This is a genomic window from Rhodovulum steppense (assembly GCF_004339675.1).
Taxonomy (GTDB): Bacteria; Pseudomonadota; Alphaproteobacteria; order Rhodobacterales; family Rhodobacteraceae; genus Rhodovulum; species Rhodovulum steppense.
Genome location: NZ_SLVM01000009.1, coordinates 88,945 through 110,371, shown reverse-complemented (window position 1 = coordinate 110,371; position 21,427 = coordinate 88,945). Strand labels below are relative to the sequence as shown.

The following is a 21,427-nucleotide window of genomic DNA, read 5'->3' as shown; positions in this document are numbered from 1 at the left end:
CGATGGGCGGCGATTACAGCAAGGACAGTTTCGACGCGCTGCGCGACTATGCCGGGGTGTTCCTGCAACAGGGTCGGCCGGTGCTGGATTCCGACTGGAACGAGATGGTGCGCGTGCTGGAACGGCGCATCCGGGCGGGCACGGTGGACACGATCGGCCGCGCCGTGGTCCCGCGCGAGACGGAAACCGGCTTTCACATCCGCCTTGCAGGCGGCGGGATCGAGATCGGGCCGGGGCGGCTTTATCTTGGCGGGATGCTGGTGGAAAACCACGGCAATGCCGATTTCGCGCGGGCGGGCGACGGCCCTGCCCCGGTCTTCGACCGCGGCACCGGCCCCGCGACCGCCCCGATGGGCGTGCTGGACGAGATGACCTCGCCCCCCGAAGGCTATGTCGCCTACAGCGCCCAGCCCTGGTGGCCGACGCCCGAGGATCCGCCCCGGGGCGGCGGGCCGGTGCTGGCCTATCTGGTTGCCTGGCGACGCGAGGTGACGGCGCTGATCGACCCGACGCTTCTGGACCCCGCGCTGGGCGGGGTGGACAGTGCGACGCGCTGGCAGACGGTCTGGCAGGTGCGTCTTCTGGGCGGGATCGGCACGGGCGCGACCTGCGCCACGCCAGAAACCGCCCTTGCGGGCTGGGCCGCGACCATCGCGCCCTCGACCGCGCGGCTGAGCACCGATACCGTCGATGTCGAGGATCCCGAAGATCCCTGCCTTGTGCCGCCGACCGATGGCTATACCGGGCTTGAGAACCAGTTCTACCGGGTGGAAATCCATCAGGTCGGCGACAGCGGCGCCCAGACCGATGCGTGGTTCAAGTATTCGCGCGAGAATGCCTCGGTCGCGGCGGCCATCGACAGTTTCGCCGCCTCGGCCGACCGGATCACCGTGCGCAGCCTCGGCCGCGACGAGATCCTGCGCTTTCGCGAGGGCAACTGGGTCGAGATCACCGATGACCGGCGCGAGTTCGACCATCGCTCGGGCCAGATCCTGCGCATCGCCGCGGTGCGCGAGGACATGCGCGAAATCGAGCTGGAAGGCAGCATAGACCCCGACCTGATCCCCACCGGCCTTGACGGCGACACCGCGCGCGCACGCCATTCCCGGCTGATCCGCTGGGACCAGACCGGCGTGATCCGCAACATCGCCGACAATTCCGTATGGTGGGATCTGGACGCCGAAAACCCCGGCGCGCCGCCCGGGCTGATCCCGGTGCCGCCCGCGGGCACGGTCCTGCTGCTGGAATCGGGGATCACGGTAGCCTTCTCGACCGCGCCGGGTGCGGGGCGGTATCGCGCGATGGATGCCTGGCGGTTCCGCGCCCGCACCGCGGGCACCCAGATCGAACGGCTGACAGAGGCCCCGCCCGACAGCGTCCAGCGCCATTACTGCAAGCTGGCGGTGCTGACCTCGCCCAGCGCCGCGCCGGACGATTGCCGCATCTTCTGGCCGCCCGAGCCCACGCAGATCCCCGCCGCCGAAGGCTGCGCCTGTTCGGTCTGCATCACCCCCGAAAGCCATGCCTCGGGCGCGCTGACGATCCAGGCGGGCATCGACCGCGTGGCGGCGGCGGGCGGCGGCACGGTCTGCCTGAACCCCGGGCGCTACGAATTGCGCGAACCGTTGCGCATGGCGAACCTGTTCGGCGTCACGCTGAAGGGGCACGGGATCACGACGGTCATCTCGTTGCAGAACGCCGTGGGCGCGGCCATCGAGATCGACACCTGCATAGACATCCGCATCGAGGATCTGTCGATCATCGTCGCGCCCGAAAGCGCGGGGTCCACCGCGCCCGGCGCGGCATCGGCGCATGGGCTGCGGGCGACGCATACGGCGACGATGGCGCTGCGCCGCCTGGCGGTCCTGGTGCTGGCCTCGGGGCCGACCCGGCAGGATCATGGCATCGTGCTCGAAGGCATCGTGATGGCCGCCAAGATCGAGGAATGCCTGATCGCGGCGCCGATGGGAATCGGCTCGGTCTCGGCCTTCGACGCGATGGGCGGCGGCGGGGTGGTCGCCGCGGTCGAGCCCCGCCCGGGCTGGCTGGCGCTGGCCGAATTACGGATGCTCGACAACATCGTGTTCGCGGACAATGTCGGGCTGCGGCTGGTGGGCCTTGCCTTCAGCCTTGCAGGCACGACCATGGCGCGCAACGTCTTCTCGGGCTCGATGGCGGGGGTTGCGCTGAACTGGTTCGAACTGCCCACGGGCGGCGCAGCACTTGACGGCAACACGATCCAGTCCGAAGGCCCCGCCGCCGTGATCGGCGTGAACGACATCCGCCTTCAGGACAACGAGATCAGCGGCGGACCGGTTGCGGCTGACGGCATCTTCATCATGCCCAACGTGGTGCCCGAGGTGCCGATCTCGGCGCAACTGATCGGCAACCGCATTTCGGATCTGGGCGGCGCGGGCATCCGGATCGCGGGCCATTACGATGCCCTGCTGATCAAGCGCAACCAGATCCGGCGCTGCGGGCTGGCCGGGATCATGTCCCAACCGGGCTTTGACGGGCGCCATATCGCCATCGAGGACAACGTGATCGAGGAAATCCGCGGCGGGCCGAATGGCGTGGGCGCGGCGGGGATCGTCCTGCTGGGCGTGATCGAGGGGCAGGCGCGCGGCAACTCGATCCGACGGATCGGGCGGGAAATGCCCGATGGCTCGCAGAATGCCGGGATCGCGTTGCAGGGCGTCATCGGCATGGCGGTCGAGGGCAACACGATCTACGAGATCGGCCCCGACCGGGCCGAGGCGCGGGCCTGGGGCGTGCTGGTCCGCCCGCCCTGGTTCCAGATGTCGATCGCCGATAACCGCATCGACGGCAGCACCGAACGGCGCGGCGAATTCACTGCCTGGCAGGCCATCGAGATCGGCGCGGAGGAGGATATCGCGCGGATCGGCGATGGCGTGGCGCTGCTAGAGGGGTTCACGGGTGCTATGGGGGCGGTCCCCGGCATCGACCGGCGCGCCATCGGCTATGCCGCCATCGACGGGCGGCTTTACGCGCTGACCCATTTCGACGCGTTCGAGGTGGCGCCGATCCTGCCCGTCCAGCTGGGCGTGGCGGGCAACCAGGTGATCCATTTCGCCCCACAACTGGCCCCGGCCGTCACGATCGTCGCGCGCGGCACCGCCTCGGTCGATTTCAGCAGCAACCAGTGCGACCTGCTGGGCGGCGCGAATATCGCGGCGCAGGTAGTGATCGCCGCCGAGCGGATCACCGCGGGCGCCAACAGCCTGCGTCACCCGCGCGAGGCGGGGCTGTCGCTGCTTCTGGCAACGCGCGCGGCGGCCCCCGTGGGCAACATCACCTCGGCCGGCGTTCAGGTCACGCCCGCGGGCCTGCCTGCGGCCTTTGCCGCGCTCAACATCATTGCCCCCTGAGACAGGAAAGGACGCATCATGGCCGACAGGATCGCCCGAGTGGCCCGCGAGCGCAGCCTCAAGACGCTTGCCCAGCGGCTTTTCGTGATCGAGGAACCCGACGCCGAGCGCAAGCTGCAACTGGCCGAAGCCGCGCTGTTGCGCGCGAACCCGGAGCTTGCCACGCCCGAAGGCTTTGCCAGCGGCAAGGCCATCGTCATTCCCGGCGATATCGGCCTGCCGCGCACCGACCGGGTGATCGCGGCGCGGGCCGATGCAGGCGGCATACTGGACGAAACCGGCACCCGGCTGGAACTTGCCGGGCGGGTGCTTTCGGACCGCTTCGCCGCCTCGGGCAAGGCGACCGAACGGGGGTTGGCGCGGCTGGGCGACCGGGCCTTCGCCCAGCAGGTGCGCCGGGCGCTGCCCGAAAGCGCCGAGCTTGCATCAAAGGCCCGCGAGGCGCTGGCCAAGCGGCAGGAGGAGGACAAGTCCCGCGCCGAACGCTTCGCCAAGGCGCTGGACGAGGCGCAGGAACGGCTGGCCGCCCTCAGGGCGCTGGCCGAACGCCAGCGCTGAGGGCGGCGCAGCGGCCCTATCGTCCGCCGTGCAGGCTGCCGCGCCCCTGCCCCGCCATGCCGCCCGAAACCTCCTCGGTCGCCTCGGAGGGCAGATCCTCGGGCAGCGCAAGGTTCAGCCCGATCGCGATCAGCGCGGCGGGCAGGATACCGCTGGTCATCAGGATGCGCAGCGTCTCGGGCAGGTGCTGCACCGCCGAAGGTTCAAGCTGCAAGCCCAGCCCGACCGACAGCGCGATGGCAAAGATCACCATGTTGCGCCGGTTCCAGTGCACATCCGACAGCATCGAGACACCCGCCGCGACCACCATGCCGAACATCACGATGACGCCGCCGCCCAGAACCTCGATCGGGATGGTGCGGATCACGGCACCCACCTTGGGCACCAGACCGCACAGGATCAGGAACAGCGCGCCGATGGTCACGACATGGCGGCTCATCACGCCTGTCATGGCGATCAGGCCGACATTCTGGCTGAACGAGGTGTTGGGCAGCGCGCCGAAGATACCCGCCACCGCCGTGCCGACCCCGTCGGCATAGGTCGCGCCCTGGATCTCCTTCTCGGTCGCCTCGCGCCCGGCGCCGCCCTTGGTGATGCCCGAGACATCGCCCACGGTTTCCACCGCCGAGACGAAGGCCATCATGCAGAAGCCCACGATGGCCGCCACCGAGAACTCGATCCCGTATTTGAACGGCACCGGCACCTCGATCAGGCCCGCCCGGCCCCAGCTTGTCGCGATGCCCTGAAAGGTGACCATGCCGATGGCCAGCGCATAGACATAGCCGACAAGAATGCCCACCGCGACTGCCGAGACCGACAGCATCCCGCGGGCGTAGAATTTCAGCCCAAGCGTGACGAACACCACCACCAGCGCCGCCGACCAGCTGCGCAGGCTGCCGAATTCCGGCGTGCCCATGGCCGGAACGCCACCCGCAGCATACTGGATGCCCACCTTGACAAGCGCGAGCCCGATCATCGTGACCACAAGCCCCGTCACCAGCGGCGGCAGCGCAAAGCGGATGCGCCCGATCACCGTGCCGAGGGCTGCGTGGAACAGCCCGCCCACCAGCACGCCGCCGAAGATCACCGGCAGCGCCTCGACCCCCTTGCCCGCGACCAGCGGGATCATGATGGGGATGAAGGCGAAACTGGTGCCCTGCACGATCGGCAGCCGCGCGCCGACCGGGCCCATGCCGATGGTCTGGAAGAGCGTGGCGATGCCCGCGAACAGCATCGACATCTGGATCAGATAGGTCATGTCGGGAAAGCCCTGCGCCCCCGCGGACGAGCCGAAGCCGAAGCCCGCCGCCCCGGCCAGGATGATCGCGGGCGTCACGTTCGAGACGAACATCGCCAGAACGTGCTGGATGCCGAGCGGCACCGCCTTGTAGAGCGCGGGCGTGTAGTTCGGGTCGCGGAGTTGTTCCGGCGTCCCGATGGTGCTGTCTGCCATCGTCCTTCTCCCTGTTGTTGCGCGCCGCCCTTACAGGGTGACGCGGATGGGCCGGCCCAGGCGGTGCTCCTCAAGGTTTCCTCCCGCACCGATGCGGTCGATGACCGCGAAAAGGCCCGGGCCGGCAATCGGACACAGAACGCCATGCCAAGTGTTCCGTGCGATGTTCACGCATTGGTATCCTTCGGCAACGAAGGCACGGGGAGTTCCCGGCGCCCCGCCCTCGTCTGGCGCGACAATCACCAGATATCGGCCGCCCTGCATCGGAATGAAGCATTGCGAGCCCAGCGGATGACGTTCCAGCAGCGTGCAGTCATGGGGCAGGCCACGGATCTCGGCCTGAAACAGGCTGAGGCCCGGTCGCCCGTCGACGATATCCAGCGTGGCAAGGTCGGTGAAGCGGCGGCAGGCGCCCTCGTTGATCAGCCTGAAATCGCCGGAAGTTTCGATCACCTCGCCAAACGGGGCAAAGGCGTCGGCGGTCAGGGGCGCGGCCCGCAGGGTCATGCGCCGGGCAGCGCGAGCGCCGGGTGGCGGTTCACGTCCTTGTACAGCAGATAGCGGAACCGCCCCGGCCCGCCCGCGTAACAGGCCTGCGGGCAGAAGGCGCGCAGCCACATGAAATCGCCCGCCTCGACCTCGACCCAGTCGCGGTTCAGCCGGTAGACGGCTTTCCCCTCCAGAACGTAAAGCCCGTGCTCCATCACATGCGTTTCCTCGAAGGGGATCAGGCCGCCGGGCTGGAAGGTGACGATGTTCACATGCATGTCGTGGCGCAGGTCGTCCGGATCGACAAAGCGCGTCGTGGCCCAGCGCCCATCCGTGCCGGGCATGGCGACCGGGGCGATCTCGGCCTCGCTGGCGAAGAAGGGTTCGGGCCTCTCGATCCCCTCGACCGCCTCGTAGCGCTTGCGGATCCAGTGAAACCGCGCCGGATGCTCGCCCAGCGCCCTCAGCCGCCAGCCGCAGCCGGGCGGCAGATAGGCATAGCCACCGGGCTCGACCAGATGGGCAATCTCGCCCAGCGCGATCTCGATGGCGCCCTCGGCGACGAAGATCACGCCCTGGGCGCCCGGATCGGGCTCGGGCGCGTCGCTGCCGCCGCCGGGCGCCACTTCCATCACATATTGCGCAAAGGTCTCGGCAAAGCCGGTCATGGGCCGGGCGATGATCCAGGCCCGGGTATCCCGCCAATGCGGCAGGGTCGAGGTCACGATATCGCGCATCACGCCCCTGGGGATCACCGCATAGGCGTCGGTGAACACCGCGCGGCCGGTATGCAGCGCCGCCTGCCCCGGCAGCCCGCCATGGGGCGCGAAATAGGGGGGATGGGTCATTGCGGCAGCATCTCCTTCAGGCGGTGAAGCGCGATCCGTTCGACCTGACGGCAGGCTTCGGCGAATTCCTGATCGGCGTCGTTCTCAAGCCGCCGTTCAAAACCCGCAAGGATCGACGCCTTGTCATGGTCGCGCACGGCGATGATGAAGGGAAAGCCGAAGCGCGCGGTATAGCGGGCGTTCAGGTCCTGAAACCGCGCGCGTTCCGCGTCGGTCAGCGCATCAAGTCCGGCACTGGCCTGTTCCGCCGTCGAGTCGGGCGTCAGCCGTCTGGCCTGCGCCAGTTTCCCCGCCAGATCGGGATGCGCGCGCAGAACGGCCAGCCGCCGATCCGCATCCGCCATCCGGAACACCCGCGCCAGCGCATTGTGCAGCCCCAAGGCGCAATCATGCGCGGGGCCAAGTTCCAGCCCATGCGCCCCCTCGGCGATCCAGGGCGAATGTTCGAACACGCCGCCGAAGCGGTCCACGAACCGCGCGCGGTCCATCTGCGAGGGGCGTTCCCAGACCACCGGGGGATGGGTCGCGGCCCAGTGATCCGCGATGTCGATCCGGCGCGCGACCCACACATCGTCATGCTGCGCGACATAGTCCAGAAACCGCGCCAGCGCCGCCGCCCGGCCGGGCCGGCCCACCAGTCGGCAATGCAGCCCCACCGACATCATTTTCGGCGCCCCCGCCCGCCCCTCGGCCAGCAGGACATCGAAACTGTCCTTGAGATGGGCAAAGAACTGATCGCCCGAGTTGAAGCCCTGCGGCGTGGCGAACCGCATGTCGTTGGCGTCCAGCGTATAGGGCACGATCAACTGGTGGCGCTCGCCAAAGCTCATCCAGAATGGCAATTCATCGGCGTAACTATCTGCCACATAGGAAAAACAGCCATCCTCGGCGGCAAGCCGCACGGTCTGCATCGAACAGCGCCCGGTATACCAGCCGCGCGGGGCGGCGCCGGTCACGGCCGCATGCAGGCGCTTGGCCTCCTCCATATGGGCGCGCTCGTCGGCCTCGGGGAAATCCTTGTACTCGATCCATTTCAGCCCGTGGCTGGCGATCTCCCAGCCCGCTTCCTGCATCGCCGCCACCTGTTCGGGGCAGCGGGCCAGCGCGGTCGCCACGCCATAGACGGTCACCGGCATGCCGCGTTCGGTGAACATCCGGTGCAGCCGCCAGAACCCCGCGCGGGCGCCGTACTCGTAGATCGTTTCCATGTTCCAGTGGCGCTGTCCGGTCCATGCGGCGGCGCCGACGATTTCCGACAGGAACGCCTCGGAGGCGGCATCGCCATGCAGCAGGCAATTCTCGCCGCCTTCCTCGTAATTGACGACGAACTGCACCGCCAGGCTGGCGCCGCCGGGCCATTTCGGGTCGGGGGGCGTCGGGCCATGGCCTCTCAGATCGCGGGGGTAACGGGTCACGATGAACCTCCGGTTGCTACACTTTCGCATATTCCAAGAAGGATGCCCGCGTCTTTCAAGGAAATCCTGAAAGTGTTTCCGGCACGGGGGCGTTTATCCTGTGCGCAGGCTCCGGCATGACCGGGGAAACGGCAAGGGAAGGTTCACATGCCCGGATATCTGACGACCCATGTTCTGGACACGGCGCGCGGCTGCCCGGCGGCGGGGCTGCGGATCGCGCTTTACCGGCTGGAGGGCGAGACCCGCACCAGGCTGGCCGAGATGCTTACCAATGAAGACGGGCGCACCGATGCCCCGATCCTGCCCGCCGACGTCTTTGCCCCCGGCAGCTATGAACTGGTGTTCCATGCGGGCGATTACCTGCGCGGGCTGGGGCTGGCGGCGGATTTCCTCGACGTGATCCCGCTGCGCTTCATCATGTCCGAGACCAGCCATTACCATGTGCCGCTCCTGCTCTCGCCCTATGGCTATTCCACTTATCGCGGCAGTTGAAAGACCCGCTCGCGGGCGCGCAGCTCGGCGCGGATGCGTTCGGCCATGAACTCGATGAACAGGCGCGACTTGGGGTCCTGGTTGCGCTTGTGCGGGAACAGGCAGGCCAGTTGCGCATCCGGCGGCGGGGTCGATTCGCAGACCGGCACCAGCGCGCCCGAGGCCAGATGCTCGGCCACGTCGAACACGGGTTTCATCACGATCCCCCGCCCGTCCAGCGCCCATTCCGTCAGCACATCGCCATCGTCGCAGGCATAGGGCCCCTTGATGTCGAAGCGCTGCAGCCCCTCGGGCGTGCGCAGCGTCCAGCGGAATTCGGTCGAGCCGGGGAAGCGCAGCAAGAGGCAGTCATGCCCTTGCGCCACCAGATCGGCCCCCGCCCGCGGCATCCCCCGCCTTTCGACATAGGCGGGCGCGGCGCACAGCACCCGCGGGCAATCGGCCAGCATCCGCACCCGCAGTCCCGAATCGGGCAGATCGCCCAGCGCGAAACTGACATCCAGCCCCTCGCCCGTCACATCCACCCGGCGGTCCGACAGCCGCAACCGGACATGCACCTCGGGGTATTTCTCGTGAAATTGCGCCACGTTGGGCGCGATCAGCCGCCGCCCCACCCCCAGCGGCGCCGAGACGAAGATCGAGCCGCGCGGGTTCAGCGTCACCTCATGCACCGCCGCCTCGGCCTCCTCCAGCGCCTCCAGCACCTTGACCGCCTTGGGGTAATAGATGCGGCCCTGCTCGGTCGGCTGGATCGACCGCGTGGTGCGCACGAACAGCCGGATGCCCAGATGCCGCTCAAGCTCCGCGATCCGTGACGAGGCCACCGCCGCCGAGACCTGAAGATCGCGCGCGGCGGCGGACATGTTTTCCAGTTCGTAGACGCGCACGAACATGCGGATATTGTTGAGGCTGGTCACGGATCGGTCACGGGGCGATTGTTCGGGTATTCTTGAAACTGATCGGCGGTTTCAGGAATTATCAGAAAGCCCAGGGTCCGTATAGCTTGCCGGAAGGACCGCAAGGAGACCCCAGATGTTCGACACCGCGATGATCCTCGACTGGCTGGAATTTGCCATCCGCTGGCTGCATGTCATCACCGGCATCGCCTGGATCGGATCGTCCTTCTATTTCATCGCGCTGGATCTGGGGCTGCAAAAGGCGCCGAACATGCCCCGGGGCGTGCTGGGCGAGGAATGGCAGGTCCATGGCGGGGGCTTCTACCATATCCGGAAATACACCGTGGCCCCCGACCACATGCCCGAGCACCTGACCTGGTTCAAATGGGAGGCCTACTGGACCTGGATCTCGGGCTTTGCGCTTCTGGCTGTTGTCTACTGGGTCGGGGCGGAGCTTTACCTCATCGATTACACGAAGATGGACCTGACCCAATGGCAGGCCATCGCGATCTCGGCCGGTTCGCTGGCGCTGGGCTGGGTGCTCTACGACCTGCTGTGCCGCAGCAAGCTGGGCCGCAAGCCGACCACGCTGATGCTGATCCTGTTTGCCATTCTTGTCTTTATGTCATGGGCTTACACGCAGGTCTTCACGGGACGCGCGGCGCTTTTGCATCTGGGCGCCTTCACCGGCACGATCATGGTGGCCAATGTCTTCCTTGTCATCATGCCGAACCAGCGGATCGTGGTGGCCGACCTCAAGGCCGGCCGCACGCCCGACCCGAAATATGGCGCGATCGCCAAGCTACGCTCGATGCACAACAATTACCTGACGCTGCCGGTGATCTTCCTGATGCTGTCGAACCATTACCCGCTGGCCTTTGCCAGCGAGCACAACTGGATCATCGCCAGCCTTGTCTTCCTGATGGGCGTGACGATCCGGCATTATTTCAACACGATGCACGCCCGCAAGGGCCGCCCGAACTGGACCTGGGGGGCGACGGCCGCAGTCTTTCTGGCGATCATGGCGCTGTCGGCCGCGCCGATGCTGAAGGGCGCGGAGCCGGTTCAGGACACTGCCCTGCCCGCCCACCTGGCCCCGGCGGTCGCCGCCGCCCATTTCGCCGAAGTGCGCGAGATCGTCGAGACGCGCTGCGCGATGTGCCACGCCGCCGAACCGCTCTGGCCGGGGCTTGCCACCGCGCCCAGGGGCGTGCGGCTTGAGACCGAGGCCCAGATCGCGGCGCAGGCGCGGGCGATCTACCTTCAGGCGGGCACCACCCATGCCATGCCGCCCGGCAACCTCATGCAGATCGAGGAGGCAGAACGCGCCCGGATCGTCGCTTGGTATCGCGCCATCGGCGCGGCACGGCAGATGGCCCGCGCGCAATAGCCCCGCGCCTGCCCGCGGCCCCGATCCCCCCTTCTTCCTGGCCGAAATATCCCGGGGGTCGCCATTGAAGCGCCGTGGCCATTGTCGCTCGAACCAATGGCGCACCAACGGCAACTCCGAGCGACAATGGCGACGGGCAGAGCCCCCGGCGGATCGCCCGGCGCCGACCGGGGCGAAACCGCGCCTAGCCCAGTTCCAGCGTCGCCACCGCGGAAATCACGTCACCGCCCACCGGCGCCTCGCCCCGGTACATCCGCGCCGTCTCGAACACCGGCACCATCCCAAGTCCGGCGCAATGGGCCGAAAGCCACCGCCCGTCGGCGGGAAGGTCGATCATCACCGCCGCCTCGCCCGTCACCACCCCCGCCGCCTCGATCAGCGCCGCGGCAATCGCCTCGGTGCGCGCCACCAGCGGGCCGATCTTGTAGCCCTCGCGGCATTCGCGCAGCGTGACGAAGCCCGCGATCTCGCCCTCGGCGCGCGCCACCAGGGTCTTGCGCGTGGCCGTGTCGGCCAGCCATCCGGACAGGAAGCGCGGCTTCTCATGGCCCGCGGCGCGCGCTTCCAGCGCGATCAGCCCGGGCCGTTCGCGCGCGCCGACCGGTCCGATGCCCGCATGCGGCGCTCCCGGCAGCACCCCCGCAAAGCGCACCGTGCGTCCCGCCATCGCAAAGCCCGATCGGGCATAGTTCGCCTGCTGCGCCGCCACCCCGTCCAGCCCCACGCTGCGCGGCCCGGCATGCTCCAGCGCATGCTGCCACAGGTGCAGGCCGATCCCCTTGCCGCGATAGTCCGGGTGGCAGATGTAAAGCCCCAGAAACGCCACCCTGTCGGAATGGTTCACCACCGAGATCGCGGCCGCCACCCTGCCATCCACTTCGGCGACGAAGAACCCCTCGGGATCGGTTGCGTGGAACGGCTCGGCATCCTCCAGCCCCGGGTTCCAGCCCTCCTCGGCGGCCCAGCCCAGCACGAGGTCGAGTTCCCTTCGGCTCATGGTCCTTGGTTTCATGCCCGCCCCAGCGCCTCTTTGAGCGAGCGCCGCTGTCCCGGCGCCTCGCGCAGGTCGAGCGAGGACAACAGGTCCAGCAGGTGCCCCTTCATCAGGTCTTCGGCCAGTGCCCCGTCCCGGTCGGCCAGCGCCTTGAGCAGCGCGTCATGGGCATGACTTTCGCATAGCGCGTTGCGCCGCCGCCAGTAAAGCGCAATCACCAGCGACGAGCGCGACACAAGCTGGCCGATGAACTCGGCGATGGTGGCCTGGTCGGCGATGCGGGCAATCTCGATATGGAAAAGCCCCGACAGCCGCAGCGCCGCGCCGTCCTGCCCGGCATGCAGCGCGGCATGTTCCTGCGTGATGTGGCGGCGCAGGATCGCGATATCCTCGGGCGTGGCGCGCTCTGCGGCGGATCGGGCGGTGCGCGGTTCCAGCAGCGCGCGCGCCTCGAACACCTCGCGCGCCTCGCGCACCGAGGGCTGGGCGACAAAGGCGCCGCGATGGGGCTCGATCGTCACAAGCTGGTCATGGGCCAGCTGTTGCAGCGCGGCGCGCACGATGGTCCGGCTGACGCCGAAAATCTCGCCCACCTCGTCCTCGGACAGCTTCATCCCCGGCCCCAGCCGGTGTTCGTGAATCGCCCGCGTCAGGCTGTCGGCCACCTCTCGCGCGCGCGTGGCACGGCCGCTTTCACGACCGGCCGCATGCGCGGTGGGGATGCCAAGCTCGTTCACCGGATGACTTTCTTTCGTTGGGCGGGGCGGGGGCCCGTTTGCCCCTGTTTGGCGAAATACCGGACGGGGCTCAAGATTCGCGAGGGCGGGGCGGGTTCGGACACAGGATCGTATACAATCTGCGCATCCCTTGCAGACATTCCCGCTCACAATCGCCCATTCCGCGGGCAGTTGAAGAATCCCCCCGCCCCGGCCGCGCCTTGCGGTTCCCCGGCGCAGGCCCACGCGACAGGGTGGGTCAGCAGCGATGGAAACGCCCATGCGATCGGACCTCGACCTTGAACTTGTCGCCCTGACCAAGCGGTACGGCCAGAGCCTTGCGGTGGATGGCATCCACCATCTGTTTCACGCGGGCAGCTATGCCTGCCTGCTGGGTCCGTCGGGCTGCGGCAAATCCTCGACGCTCAGGATGATCGCGGGCCATGAGGACGTTTCGGACGGCGCCATCGTGCTGGGCGGTCACGACATCGCGCATCTGCCGCCCGCGAAACGCGGCACCGCGATGATGTTCCAGAACTACGCGCTGTTTCCCCATCTCAGCGTCACCGACAACGTGGCCTTCAGCCTCAAGATGAAGGGCATCGACCGCGACACCCGCCGCAGGCAGGCGGGCGAGATGCTGGAACTGGTGCACATGCAGCATCTGGCCGACCGGCTGCCCGCGCAGCTTTCGGGCGGCCAGCAGCAGCGCGTGGCGCTGGCGCGGGCGCTGATCACCCGGCCGCAGGTGCTGTTGCTGGACGAACCGCTGTCGGCGCTGGACCCGTTCCTGCGCATCCGCATGCGGGCCGAGTTGAAGAAGCTCCAGCGCGAACTGGGGATCACCTTCATCCATGTCACCCATGGCCAGGACGAGGCGCTGGCGCTGGCCGACGAGATCGTGGTGATGAACAACGCCCGCATCGAACAGGCCGGCCCCGCGCGCGAGGTGTTCAATGCGCCGCGCACCGAATTCGTCGCGCGCTTCATGGGCGGGCATAACGTGATCGCGCTGCCGCAGGGCCATTTCGCCATCCGCGCCGACCGGATCGCCCTGACCGGATCCGACAAGGGCAGGCTGGAAGGCCGGGTGACAGGCATCGAATACCAGGGCGCCAGCGTCGCGCTGACCCTGCTGGCCGCGGGCGATCAGGAGATCACCGCGCTTCTGCCCGAGGAGCAGTATTTCGTCCAACCCATCCAGCCCGGCGACAGCGTCGGGCTGAGCTGGGACGACGCCAACCTCCACGCGCTTGGCGCGTGACACCAGACGTCCATCATGGAGAGACAGATGACCCAAGCGACCAAACCCGGCCTGAGCCGCCGGACCCTGCTGACGGGCGCCGCCGCGGGCGTGGCGGCCAGTGCCTTCCCCGCGCCGATGATCTGGGCGCAGAACATCAAGGACATCACGCTGCGCCAGTTCGGAACGGGCGTGTCGAACCTCAACGAGGTGGCGCAGAAGGTCAAGGAAGACCTGGGCTTCACGCTGGAAATGACCGCGCTGGACAGCGACGCCGTGACCCAGCGCGCCGCGACCCAGCCGAAATCCTTCGACATCGCCGATATCGAATACTGGATCTGCAAGAAGGTCTGGCCCACCGGCAACCTTCAGGCGATGGATACTTCGAAGATCAAGAACTACGACAAGATCGTGGGCATCTTCCGCTCGGGCAAGCTGACGCCGGAAAGCACCATCGCGCAGGGCACCGCGCCGCATAGCGTGGGCTTCACCTCCGGCCCCGGCGGCAAGGATTTCGTGGCCGAGGAATCGGGCTGGATGACGCTGATCCCGACGATCTACAACGCCGACACGCTGGGCATCCGCCCCGACCTGATCGGCCGTCCCATCGAAAGCTGGACGGAACTCTTGAACCCCGAATTCAAGGGCAAGGCGTCGATCCTCGACATCAGCTCGATCGGCATCATGGACGCCGCCATGGTCTGCGAGGCGATGGGCGAGATCGCCTATGGCGACAAGGGCAACATGACCCGCGAAGAAATCGACAAGACCATGGCGATCTTTACCGAGGCCAAGAAGGCCGGCCAGTTCCGCGCCTTCTGGAAGACCTTCGACGAAAGCGTGAACCTGATGGCGAGCGGAGAGGTGGTGATCCAGTCGATGTGGTCGCCCGCCATCACGGCGGTCAAGTCGCGCGGCATCCCCTGCGTCTACCAGCCGCTGAAAGAGGGCTACCGTTCCTGGGGCGGCGGCATCGGGCTGTCGGCGAACCTGTCGGGGCTCGCGCTGGATGCGGCCTATGAATACATCAACTGGTATCTCTCGGGCTGGGTCGGCGGCTTCCTGATGCGGCAGGGCTATTACTCGGCGGTGCCCGAAACGTCGAAGGACTTCATGTCCGAAAACGAATGGGGCTACTGGTTCGAGGGCAAGCCCGCCACCGACACCATCACCAACCCGCAGGGCCAACCGATGGCGCAGGCGGGCGACGTGCGCGATGGCGGATCGTTCTACGACCGGATGGGCGCGGTTGCCTGCTGGAACGCGGTGATGGACGAAAACCAGTACATGGTCCGCAAGTGGAACGAGTTCATCGCCGCCTGACGGCCTGAACCCTCCCGGCGCGCGCCCGACCCTTGCGCGCGCCGGTCCTTGCCCTTCGCGACAGGACATGCCGATGGCCGCACTTTTCAGGAACCGACATCTGACGGGCTGGCTCTTGGCCTCGCCGCTGGCGGCGGTGCTGGCGTTCTTTCTGGTGCTGCCGATCCTGATGATCGTGGTCGTCAGCTTCTGGGGCGCGACAGAGTTTTCGATCTACCCGGCCTTCGAGTTCGACAATTACCATTTCCTGCTGACCTCGCCCGTCACCTTGCAGGTCTTTCTGAACACGTTCAAATACGCGCTTGTCACCTGGGCGCTGACGCTGGGGATCGGCTTTGCGGTCGCCTATTTCCTGGCCTTCCATGTCCGCAGCCAGACCTGGCAGATCGCGCTGTTCCTGCTATGCACGATCCCGTTCTGGACCTCGAACATCATCCGCATGATTTCCTGGATTCCGTTCCTGGGGCGCAACGGGCTGGCCAATTCCACGCTGATCTCCTGGGGGGTGATCGACGAGCCGCTGGAATGGCTGCTGTTCTCGGATTTCTCGGTGATCCTGGCCTTTGTCCACCTTTACACGCTGTTCATGGTGGTGCCGATCTTCAACACCATGATGCGCATCGACCGCAGCCTGATCGAGGCCGCCAATGACGCGGGCGCGAGCGGGTTCCAGATCCTGACCAATGTCATCATCCCGCTCTGCAAGCCCGGCATCATGATCGGCTCGATCTTCGTCGTCACGCTGGTCATGGGCGATTTCATCACCGTGCGCTTCATGTCGGGCAGCCAGTCGGCCAATGTCGGGCGGCTGATCTCGAACGACATCGCGCTTTTGCAATACCCTTCGGCCGCGGCGACGGCGGTGATCCTGCTGGTCACGGTGCTGATGGTGATCGGCACGCTGCTGCGCTTTGTCGATATCCGCAAGGAGCTGTGACATGGACCGCCGCCGCCCCCGTTCCTTCTATCCGCTGGCTGCCTTTTTCGGGCTGTTCCTGCTGTTCCTTTACGGCCCCACCCTGACCATCGCGATCCTGTCCTTTCAGGGGCCCACGGGCGGGCTGACCTTCCCGATGCGGGGCGTGTCGCTGCACTGGTTCCACGACCTGTTCCAGCAACAGGCGGTGGGCGATATCTGGGGCAGCTTCCGGCGGTCATTCGCGCTGGGGCTGATGGTGATGGTGACGACCGTGGTCGTCTCGGTCATGGGCGGGCTGGCCTTTCGCAAGCGGTTCGCAGGCTCGGGCGTGCTGTTCTACCTTGTCGTCACGGCGCTGGTGATCCCCTCGATCCTGATCTCGCTGGGGGTGGGGCTGATCTTCAACCAGACCGGGCTTGACGTTCACTGGTCGACCAGCGGCTTCGGGTCGCAACTGACCTGGACGCTGCCCTTCGGCCTGCTGATAATGTTCGCGGTCTTCAACCGCTTCGACAAATCCTACGAGGAAGCCGCCCGCGATCTGGGCGCCAGCCCCTGGCAGACCATCGCCCATGTCGTGCTGCCGATCATCGCGCCCTCGCTGATCGGGGTGGCGCTGTTCGGCTTCACGCTGTCCTATGACGAGTTTGCCCGCACGCTGCTGACCGCGGGCAGCCGCAACACCCTGCCGCTGGAGATCTACGGCATGACCACCAATGTCACGACGCCGGTGATCTTTGCGCTGGGAACGCTGACCACCGTCTTTTCCTTCCTTGTCATCGGCGTCTTTCTGGCGACCGTCTGGGCGCTGAACCGCCGCCGTGCGCGGGCCGGGTCGGATGCGGGCAAGGGGATGGTCTAGGCCGATGACCTATGTCTTCATCAACCCCAATTCCACCGCCGCGATGACGGACCAGGTGCTGGCCATGGCCCGCGCCGCCCAACCCGGCGCCCTGTTCGAGGGCTGGACCTCGACCCTTGGACCCGCCGCGATCCAGGGCCCCGAGGATGGCGCGGCCGCGGTGCCGCCGCTGCTGGACCTGGTCGCAAAGGCGGATCGGGCGGGTGCTGCGGGCGTGGCGATCGCCTGTTTCGACGATACCGGTCTGGACGAGGCGCGGCGGCTGGCGCGCTGTCCGGTCATCGGCATCGGGCAGGCGGCCTATCACATCGCGGCGCTGCGCGGCTGGCGGTTTTCGGTCGTCACCACGCTGTCGGTCTCGGTCCCGATCATCGAGGCGAATATCCACGGCTCGGGGCTTGGCGGGCATCTGGGCCGGGTGCGCGCCAGCGAGGTGCCGGTGCTGGACCTGGAACATGACCCCGACGCCGCCTTTGCCCGCATCGCCGACGAGGCCGCGCGCGCGGCGGCCGAGGATGGCATCGACGCCGTCGTTCTGGGCTGCGCGGGCATGGCGCGGCTGACCGGGCATCTGCGCGCAAGCCTTCCGGTGCCGGTGATCGACGGCGTGGAAAGCGCGGCCCGGCTGATCGCCGCGCTCTGAGACCTCAGCCCGCCTTGGGCGGCCATTCGGCGCCGCGGGCCTCCATATAGGGGCGGAAATATTCGCGGAAGGCGGGAAAACCCTCGGCCAGCATCAGGAATTCCTCGCGGTTCAGCACCAGAACCCTTGTGTCCTCGACCGCGCGCACGGTGGTCTTGCGCCGCGTCGCGCCCAGGATCAGCCGCTCGCCGAAATGCCCGCCGGGGCCGATTCGGCGCAGATGCGTCTCGCCGGTGACGGGATCCTTGCGCTCCATCTCGACCGCGCCCGAGATCACCGAATAGAACCCGTCAGACCGGTGCCCGGCCTCGTAGACGATATCGCCCTCGCGGAAATGCGCATAGCGCATCGGCGGGCGGGGCAGCGCGCGCAACTGCACGACGCTGCGCGCGCCCAGCATGTCCAGCGTCCAGTTCACCATCACCTTGATCCGCGTACCCATCCCCGGCAGCAGCGCCAGGTAATAGGACCGCCAGAGCACCCAGGCCGGAAAGCCGGTCAGTTGCAGCCCAAAGACCTCGGCCACACCCCGATGCGCGCCGAGCGAGGCAAGCGACCCGCGCGAGCGATAGGCAAAGGGCTGCACCGGCTTGCCCCTGACGGCGGCGGCGATGTTCCGGGCGATGCGCTTGGCCTCGCGCACGGCGAACTGCGCGGTGGGCGGCGCGAAATCGCCGCGGGCCTCGGCACCCTCCTTCAGAGGGATCAGCGCGCAATCGCCCAGCGCCCAGACATTCTGATGGCCCCTGACGCGCAGCGCGCGGTCCACCGCGATCCGGCCGTGCTGGCTGGGCAGGCCCATGCGCGCGACAACCGGCAGGGGCGCATTACCGATGGTGGCGACGATGGTGCGGGTGTCGATCACTTCGCCGGTGGTGGTGACAAGCTGGGTGCCCGTGGCCGAGGCGACGCCGGTGTTAAGCTTCAGTTCGACCCCGTGGCGGGTCAGGTGATCGGCGGCATAGCGCGCCAGCCGCTCGGGCATCTCGTTCAGGATGCGGGGGGCGAATTCGACCAGTTGCACCCGCACCTCCGACGGGTCGATGCGCGGATAGAATTTCAGCGAGCGGTCGATCAGTTCCTTCATCTCGCCCACCGTCTCGACGCCAGAGAAGCCGCCGCCGATCACGGTGAAGGTCAGCGCGCCGCGCTTGGTTTCGGGCACCTGGCTGACCTGGGCATGTTCAAGCTGTTCGATCACATGCTCGCGCAGGCGTCGCGCATCCTCCAGCGTCTTCATCTTGAGCGCATGTTCCTCAAGCCCCGGGGTGCGCGACAGATCCACCCCCTGCCCCAGCGCGATCACGAGATGGTCATAGCGCAGCTCGGTCGGGCGGCGCTGGATGCCCTGGAACACGGTGACGATGCGGCGTTCGAAATCCACGCTGTCGATCTGCGCCTTGCGCACGAACACGCCCCTGAGCAGAAACCGCAGCGGCGAAACCGCATGGCCCGGCGTGATCGAGCCCGCGCCGACCTCGGGCAGAAGCGGCTGGAAGACGAAATAGTTGTCGGCATTGATCAGTTCGACCCGCACCGACTTGCCCAGCCGCTTTCGCAGCGCCCGCGCCGCATACATGCCGCCGAAGCCGCCCCCCAGAACGACGATCCGATCCGCCATTGCGATCCCTTTCTTGCTGCGATGCAGCATAACGCGTCCGGCGCCACGGGCCAGAGGCATTCGCCGCATGCCGCGATTGCCCTTTTCGCAAGGCTGTGGCAAGGCCCGCCCGATGACACTGTCCCGCCCCCTTTCCGCTTATCTGGCGTTCTGCCGCTGGCTTGACCGCGCCGCGCTGGCCCTGTGCATCAGCGCGGGTCTGTTCCTGACCGGCGCGGTGCTGGCCATCGTGGTGCTGCGCTACGGCTTCGGCCTGGGCTTCATCCAGTTGCAGGATGCCGCGGGTTACGCCTTTGCGGTGCTGGTGGCGTTCTCGTTGCCGGTGACGCTCGCGCGCAACGGGCATGTCCGGGTCGAGGCGATCTCGGAACGCCTGCCCACGGCCTATCTGCGCGCGGCCGATGCCATTGCGCTGGTTCTGTTCCTGATCCCCGTCTTCGGCCTGATGATCCGCGCCTATTGGCCGGAGCTTGGCTATTCCTGGTCGATCCGCGAAGGCTCGGTCGAGACCGGCGGCATGCCGGGGCTTTACCTCGTCAAGACCGCGCTGCCGGTCGCCGCGGCGATGATGATCCTGCAAGGCATCGCGCAGCTCCTGACCCCGAGGGTCAGCGAATGACCGGGGCCGAGGGCTTCCTGCTGGCGATGGGCCTTGGGCTTTTCGCGGGTATCCTGAGCGGCATCCCGGCGATGCTGGCAATCGCGGGCGTGCCGCTGGTCACGGCGCTGATCGCTGCGGCGTTCGGGGTGTTCGACCTTTCCTTCCTGAACTTCTATCCCGCGCGGGTCTGGGGGGTGATGTCGAACCGGCTGTTGATGGCAGTGCCCCTGTTCATCCTGATGGGCGTGCTGCTGGAACGCGCGCGTCTGGCCGAGCGGATGCTGGGCGTTCTGGCGCGGCTGACCGGCGGATCGTCGCGCGGCATGGCGCTCAGCGTGCTGGCCTTTTCGGCGCTGATCGCGGCGTCCACCGGCATCATCGGGGCGACCGTGGTGATGCTGGTGCTGATCGGCCTGCCCGCGATGCGCGCGGCGGGCGTGGACAAGCGGCTTGCGGCGGGGCTGATCTGCGCCGCCGGAACCCTGGGCCAGGTAATCCCGCCCTCTATCGTGCTGGTGCTGCTGGGCGACCAGATCGGCAATGTTTATCTAGAGGCGCAGCAACGGGCGGGCAATTTCGCCCCTGATGCCGTCTCGGTCGGCGATCTATTCGCGGGCGCGCTGATCCCCGGGTTGATGCTGGTGGCGTTTTACGCGCTTTACGTTGCACTGCGGCTGAAACCCGCGCCGCTGACCGCACCCCCCGCCCCGCGCGATCCCGTGCCCGCGGCCGAGGTGCTGTTCACCTTCCTGCCGCCGGTCCTGCTGATCCTTGCGGTGCTGGGCTCGATTCTTGCGGGTGTCGCCACCACGACCGAAGCCGCGGGGCTGGGCGCGGTCGGTGCGCTGCTGCTGGCCGCCCATGCCGCCGAACCGCGGCGCGCGGGCCGCTGGCTGATCGCTGGGGCCGGGTTCGCGGCGCTGGCGCTGGTGGGCATCGGCATGGGCGGCATGGGCCGCGCAGCAGCGGGCAGCCCCGCGGCGCTGGCCGCATTGGCAGCCGCGCTGGTGATCGGGCTGGGCACGCTCTGGGGCGCGCTGCGGCTCTGGGCGGCGGGGCTTCTGCAAGGCGCGATGACCGAGACGATCCGCATCTCGGGCATGGTCTTCGGCATCGTGGTCGCGGCCTCGCTTCTGGCGCTGGTGTTCCGCGGCTTCGGCGGCGACCGGATGGTGGCCGAGATGATGGCGGCCCTGCCCGGCGGCACCTATGGCGCGATCGCGCTGGTGATGGTGCTGATCTTCCTTCTGGGGTTCCTGCTGGAAGCGGTCGAGATCATCTATATCGTGGTTCCCCTGCTGGGGCCGCCGATCCTGGGCACCGACATCTCGCCGATCTGGTTCGCCATCCTGATCGCGATGAACCTGCAAACCTCGTTCCTGACCCCGCCCTTCGGGTTTGCCCTGTTCTATTTCCGCTCGGTCGCGCCGCGCGACATCACCACGATCGACACCTATCGGGGCGTTGTCCCCTTTGTCATGTTGCAGCTTGCGGCCCTTGCGGTTCTGATAGCCTGGCCCGGGCTTGCCACATGGCTGCCGCACCAGATTTTCCGCTGAGACCCGAGAGGACCGA

General features: G+C 67.5%; 19 protein-coding genes. 11 read left to right on the top strand and 8 right to left on the bottom strand.

Annotation, left to right across the window (positions count from 1 at the left end):
• Positions 1-2 precede the first annotated feature (2 nt).
• Positions 3-3,389: a DUF6519 domain-containing protein gene (locus EV216_RS07920; protein ID WP_132694524.1), complete on the top strand. Its 3,387-nt coding sequence runs from the start codon at positions 3-5 to the stop codon at positions 3,387-3,389.
• A gap of 18 nt (positions 3,390-3,407) precedes the next feature.
• The gene (locus EV216_RS07915; protein WP_132694523.1) at positions 3,408-3,947 is read left to right on the top strand and encodes a hypothetical protein; all 540 of its coding nucleotides are present in this window, start codon (positions 3,408-3,410) and stop codon (positions 3,945-3,947) included.
• Positions 3,948-3,963: 16 nt separating this feature from the next.
• On the opposite strand, the gene EV216_RS07910 is transcribed toward EV216_RS07915, so the two are convergent.
• Genes EV216_RS07910 through puuE form a run of 4 tightly spaced genes read right to left on the bottom strand, consistent with a single transcriptional unit; the run spans position 3,964 to position 8,152 of the window.
• Positions 3,964-5,400 carry a uracil-xanthine permease family protein gene (locus tag EV216_RS07910; protein ID WP_132694522.1) on the bottom strand — a complete coding sequence of 479 codons (1,437 nt, stop codon included), beginning with the start codon at positions 5,398-5,400 and terminating at the stop codon, positions 3,964-3,966.
• A gap of 30 nt (positions 5,401-5,430) precedes the next feature.
• The gene (locus tag EV216_RS07905; RefSeq protein ID WP_132694521.1) at positions 5,431-5,907 is read right to left on the bottom strand and encodes an ureidoglycolate lyase; all 477 of its coding nucleotides are present in this window, start codon (positions 5,905-5,907) and stop codon (positions 5,431-5,433) included.
• Positions 5,904-6,737, bottom strand: coding sequence for a bifunctional allantoicase/(S)-ureidoglycine aminohydrolase (locus EV216_RS07900; RefSeq protein ID WP_132694520.1), 834 nt, complete (start codon positions 6,735-6,737; stop codon positions 5,904-5,906). Before EV216_RS07900 ends, EV216_RS07905 begins: the two co-directional genes overlap by 4 nt.
• Positions 6,734-8,152, bottom strand: a complete 1,419-nt coding sequence (gene puuE, locus EV216_RS07895) for an allantoinase PuuE (protein ID WP_132694519.1) — start codon at positions 8,150-8,152, stop codon at positions 6,734-6,736. The genes EV216_RS07900 and puuE overlap by 4 nt, the downstream gene beginning before the upstream one ends.
• A 147-nt stretch (positions 8,153-8,299) precedes the next feature.
• Here puuE and uraH point away from each other — a divergent pair, with 147 nt between their 5' ends.
• Positions 8,300-8,644, top strand: coding sequence for a hydroxyisourate hydrolase (uraH, locus tag EV216_RS07890; RefSeq protein WP_132694518.1), 345 nt, complete (start codon positions 8,300-8,302; stop codon positions 8,642-8,644).
• On the opposite strand, the gene EV216_RS07885 is transcribed toward uraH, so the two are convergent.
• On the bottom strand, positions 8,629-9,561 hold the full coding sequence (locus EV216_RS07885; RefSeq protein ID WP_132694517.1) for a LysR family transcriptional regulator: 933 nt from the start codon (positions 9,559-9,561) through the stop codon (positions 8,629-8,631). The two genes, uraH and EV216_RS07885, sit on opposite strands and share 16 nt — an antisense overlap.
• Positions 9,562-9,676: 115 nt before the next feature.
• Between EV216_RS07885 and EV216_RS07880 the strand changes: the two genes are divergently transcribed.
• Positions 9,677-10,930, top strand: a complete 1,254-nt coding sequence (locus tag EV216_RS07880) for a urate hydroxylase PuuD (protein WP_132694516.1) — start codon at positions 9,677-9,679, stop codon at positions 10,928-10,930.
• A 184-nt stretch (positions 10,931-11,114) separates the two neighbouring features.
• Here EV216_RS07880 and EV216_RS07875 read toward each other — a convergent pair whose 3' ends face one another.
• Complete coding sequence (locus EV216_RS07875) at positions 11,115-11,927, bottom strand: GNAT family N-acetyltransferase (protein WP_243642017.1); 813 nt, start codon at positions 11,925-11,927, stop codon at positions 11,115-11,117.
• A gap of 11 nt (positions 11,928-11,938) precedes the next feature.
• A complete protein-coding gene (locus EV216_RS07870; protein ID WP_424511176.1) occupies positions 11,939-12,646 on the bottom strand; it encodes a GntR family transcriptional regulator in 708 nt (235 codons plus the stop codon).
• 274 nt (positions 12,647-12,920) lie between these two features.
• Between EV216_RS07870 and EV216_RS07865 the strand changes: the two genes are divergently transcribed.
• The 5 genes from EV216_RS07865 (at position 12,921) to EV216_RS07845 (ending at position 17,630) form a co-directional block, all read left to right on the top strand.
• A complete protein-coding gene (locus tag EV216_RS07865; RefSeq protein WP_132694513.1) occupies positions 12,921-13,904 on the top strand; it encodes an ABC transporter ATP-binding protein in 984 nt (327 codons plus the stop codon).
• A gap of 27 nt (positions 13,905-13,931) precedes the next feature.
• Complete coding sequence (locus EV216_RS07860; protein ID WP_132694512.1) at positions 13,932-15,206, top strand: ABC transporter substrate-binding protein; 1,275 nt, start codon at positions 13,932-13,934, stop codon at positions 15,204-15,206.
• A gap of 73 nt (positions 15,207-15,279) precedes the next feature.
• The gene (locus tag EV216_RS07855; RefSeq protein WP_132694511.1) at positions 15,280-16,143 is read left to right on the top strand and encodes an ABC transporter permease; all 864 of its coding nucleotides are present in this window, start codon (positions 15,280-15,282) and stop codon (positions 16,141-16,143) included.
• A gap of 1 nt (position 16,144) precedes the next feature.
• Positions 16,145-16,987: an ABC transporter permease gene (locus EV216_RS07850; RefSeq protein WP_132694510.1), complete on the top strand. Its 843-nt coding sequence runs from the start codon at positions 16,145-16,147 to the stop codon at positions 16,985-16,987.
• A 4-nt stretch (positions 16,988-16,991) separates the two neighbouring features.
• A complete protein-coding gene (locus EV216_RS07845) occupies positions 16,992-17,630 on the top strand; it encodes an aspartate/glutamate racemase family protein (protein WP_132694509.1) in 639 nt (212 codons plus the stop codon).
• Positions 17,631-17,634: 4 nt separating this feature from the next.
• On the opposite strand, the gene EV216_RS07840 is transcribed toward EV216_RS07845, so the two are convergent.
• Positions 17,635-19,251, bottom strand: coding sequence for an FAD-dependent oxidoreductase (locus EV216_RS07840; RefSeq protein WP_132694508.1), 1,617 nt, complete (start codon positions 19,249-19,251; stop codon positions 17,635-17,637).
• Positions 19,252-19,363: 112 nt separating this feature from the next.
• Between EV216_RS07840 and EV216_RS07835 the strand changes: the two genes are divergently transcribed.
• Together EV216_RS07835 and EV216_RS07830 are read left to right on the top strand one after the other, a co-directional pair.
• Positions 19,364-19,870 carry a TRAP transporter small permease subunit gene (locus EV216_RS07835; RefSeq protein ID WP_132694507.1) on the top strand — a complete coding sequence of 169 codons (507 nt, stop codon included), beginning with the start codon at positions 19,364-19,366 and terminating at the stop codon, positions 19,868-19,870.
• Positions 19,867-21,411: a TRAP transporter large permease gene (locus tag EV216_RS07830; RefSeq protein ID WP_132694506.1), complete on the top strand. Its 1,545-nt coding sequence runs from the start codon at positions 19,867-19,869 to the stop codon at positions 21,409-21,411. Before EV216_RS07835 ends, EV216_RS07830 begins: the two co-directional genes overlap by 4 nt.
• Positions 21,412-21,427: the final 16 nt, after the last annotated feature.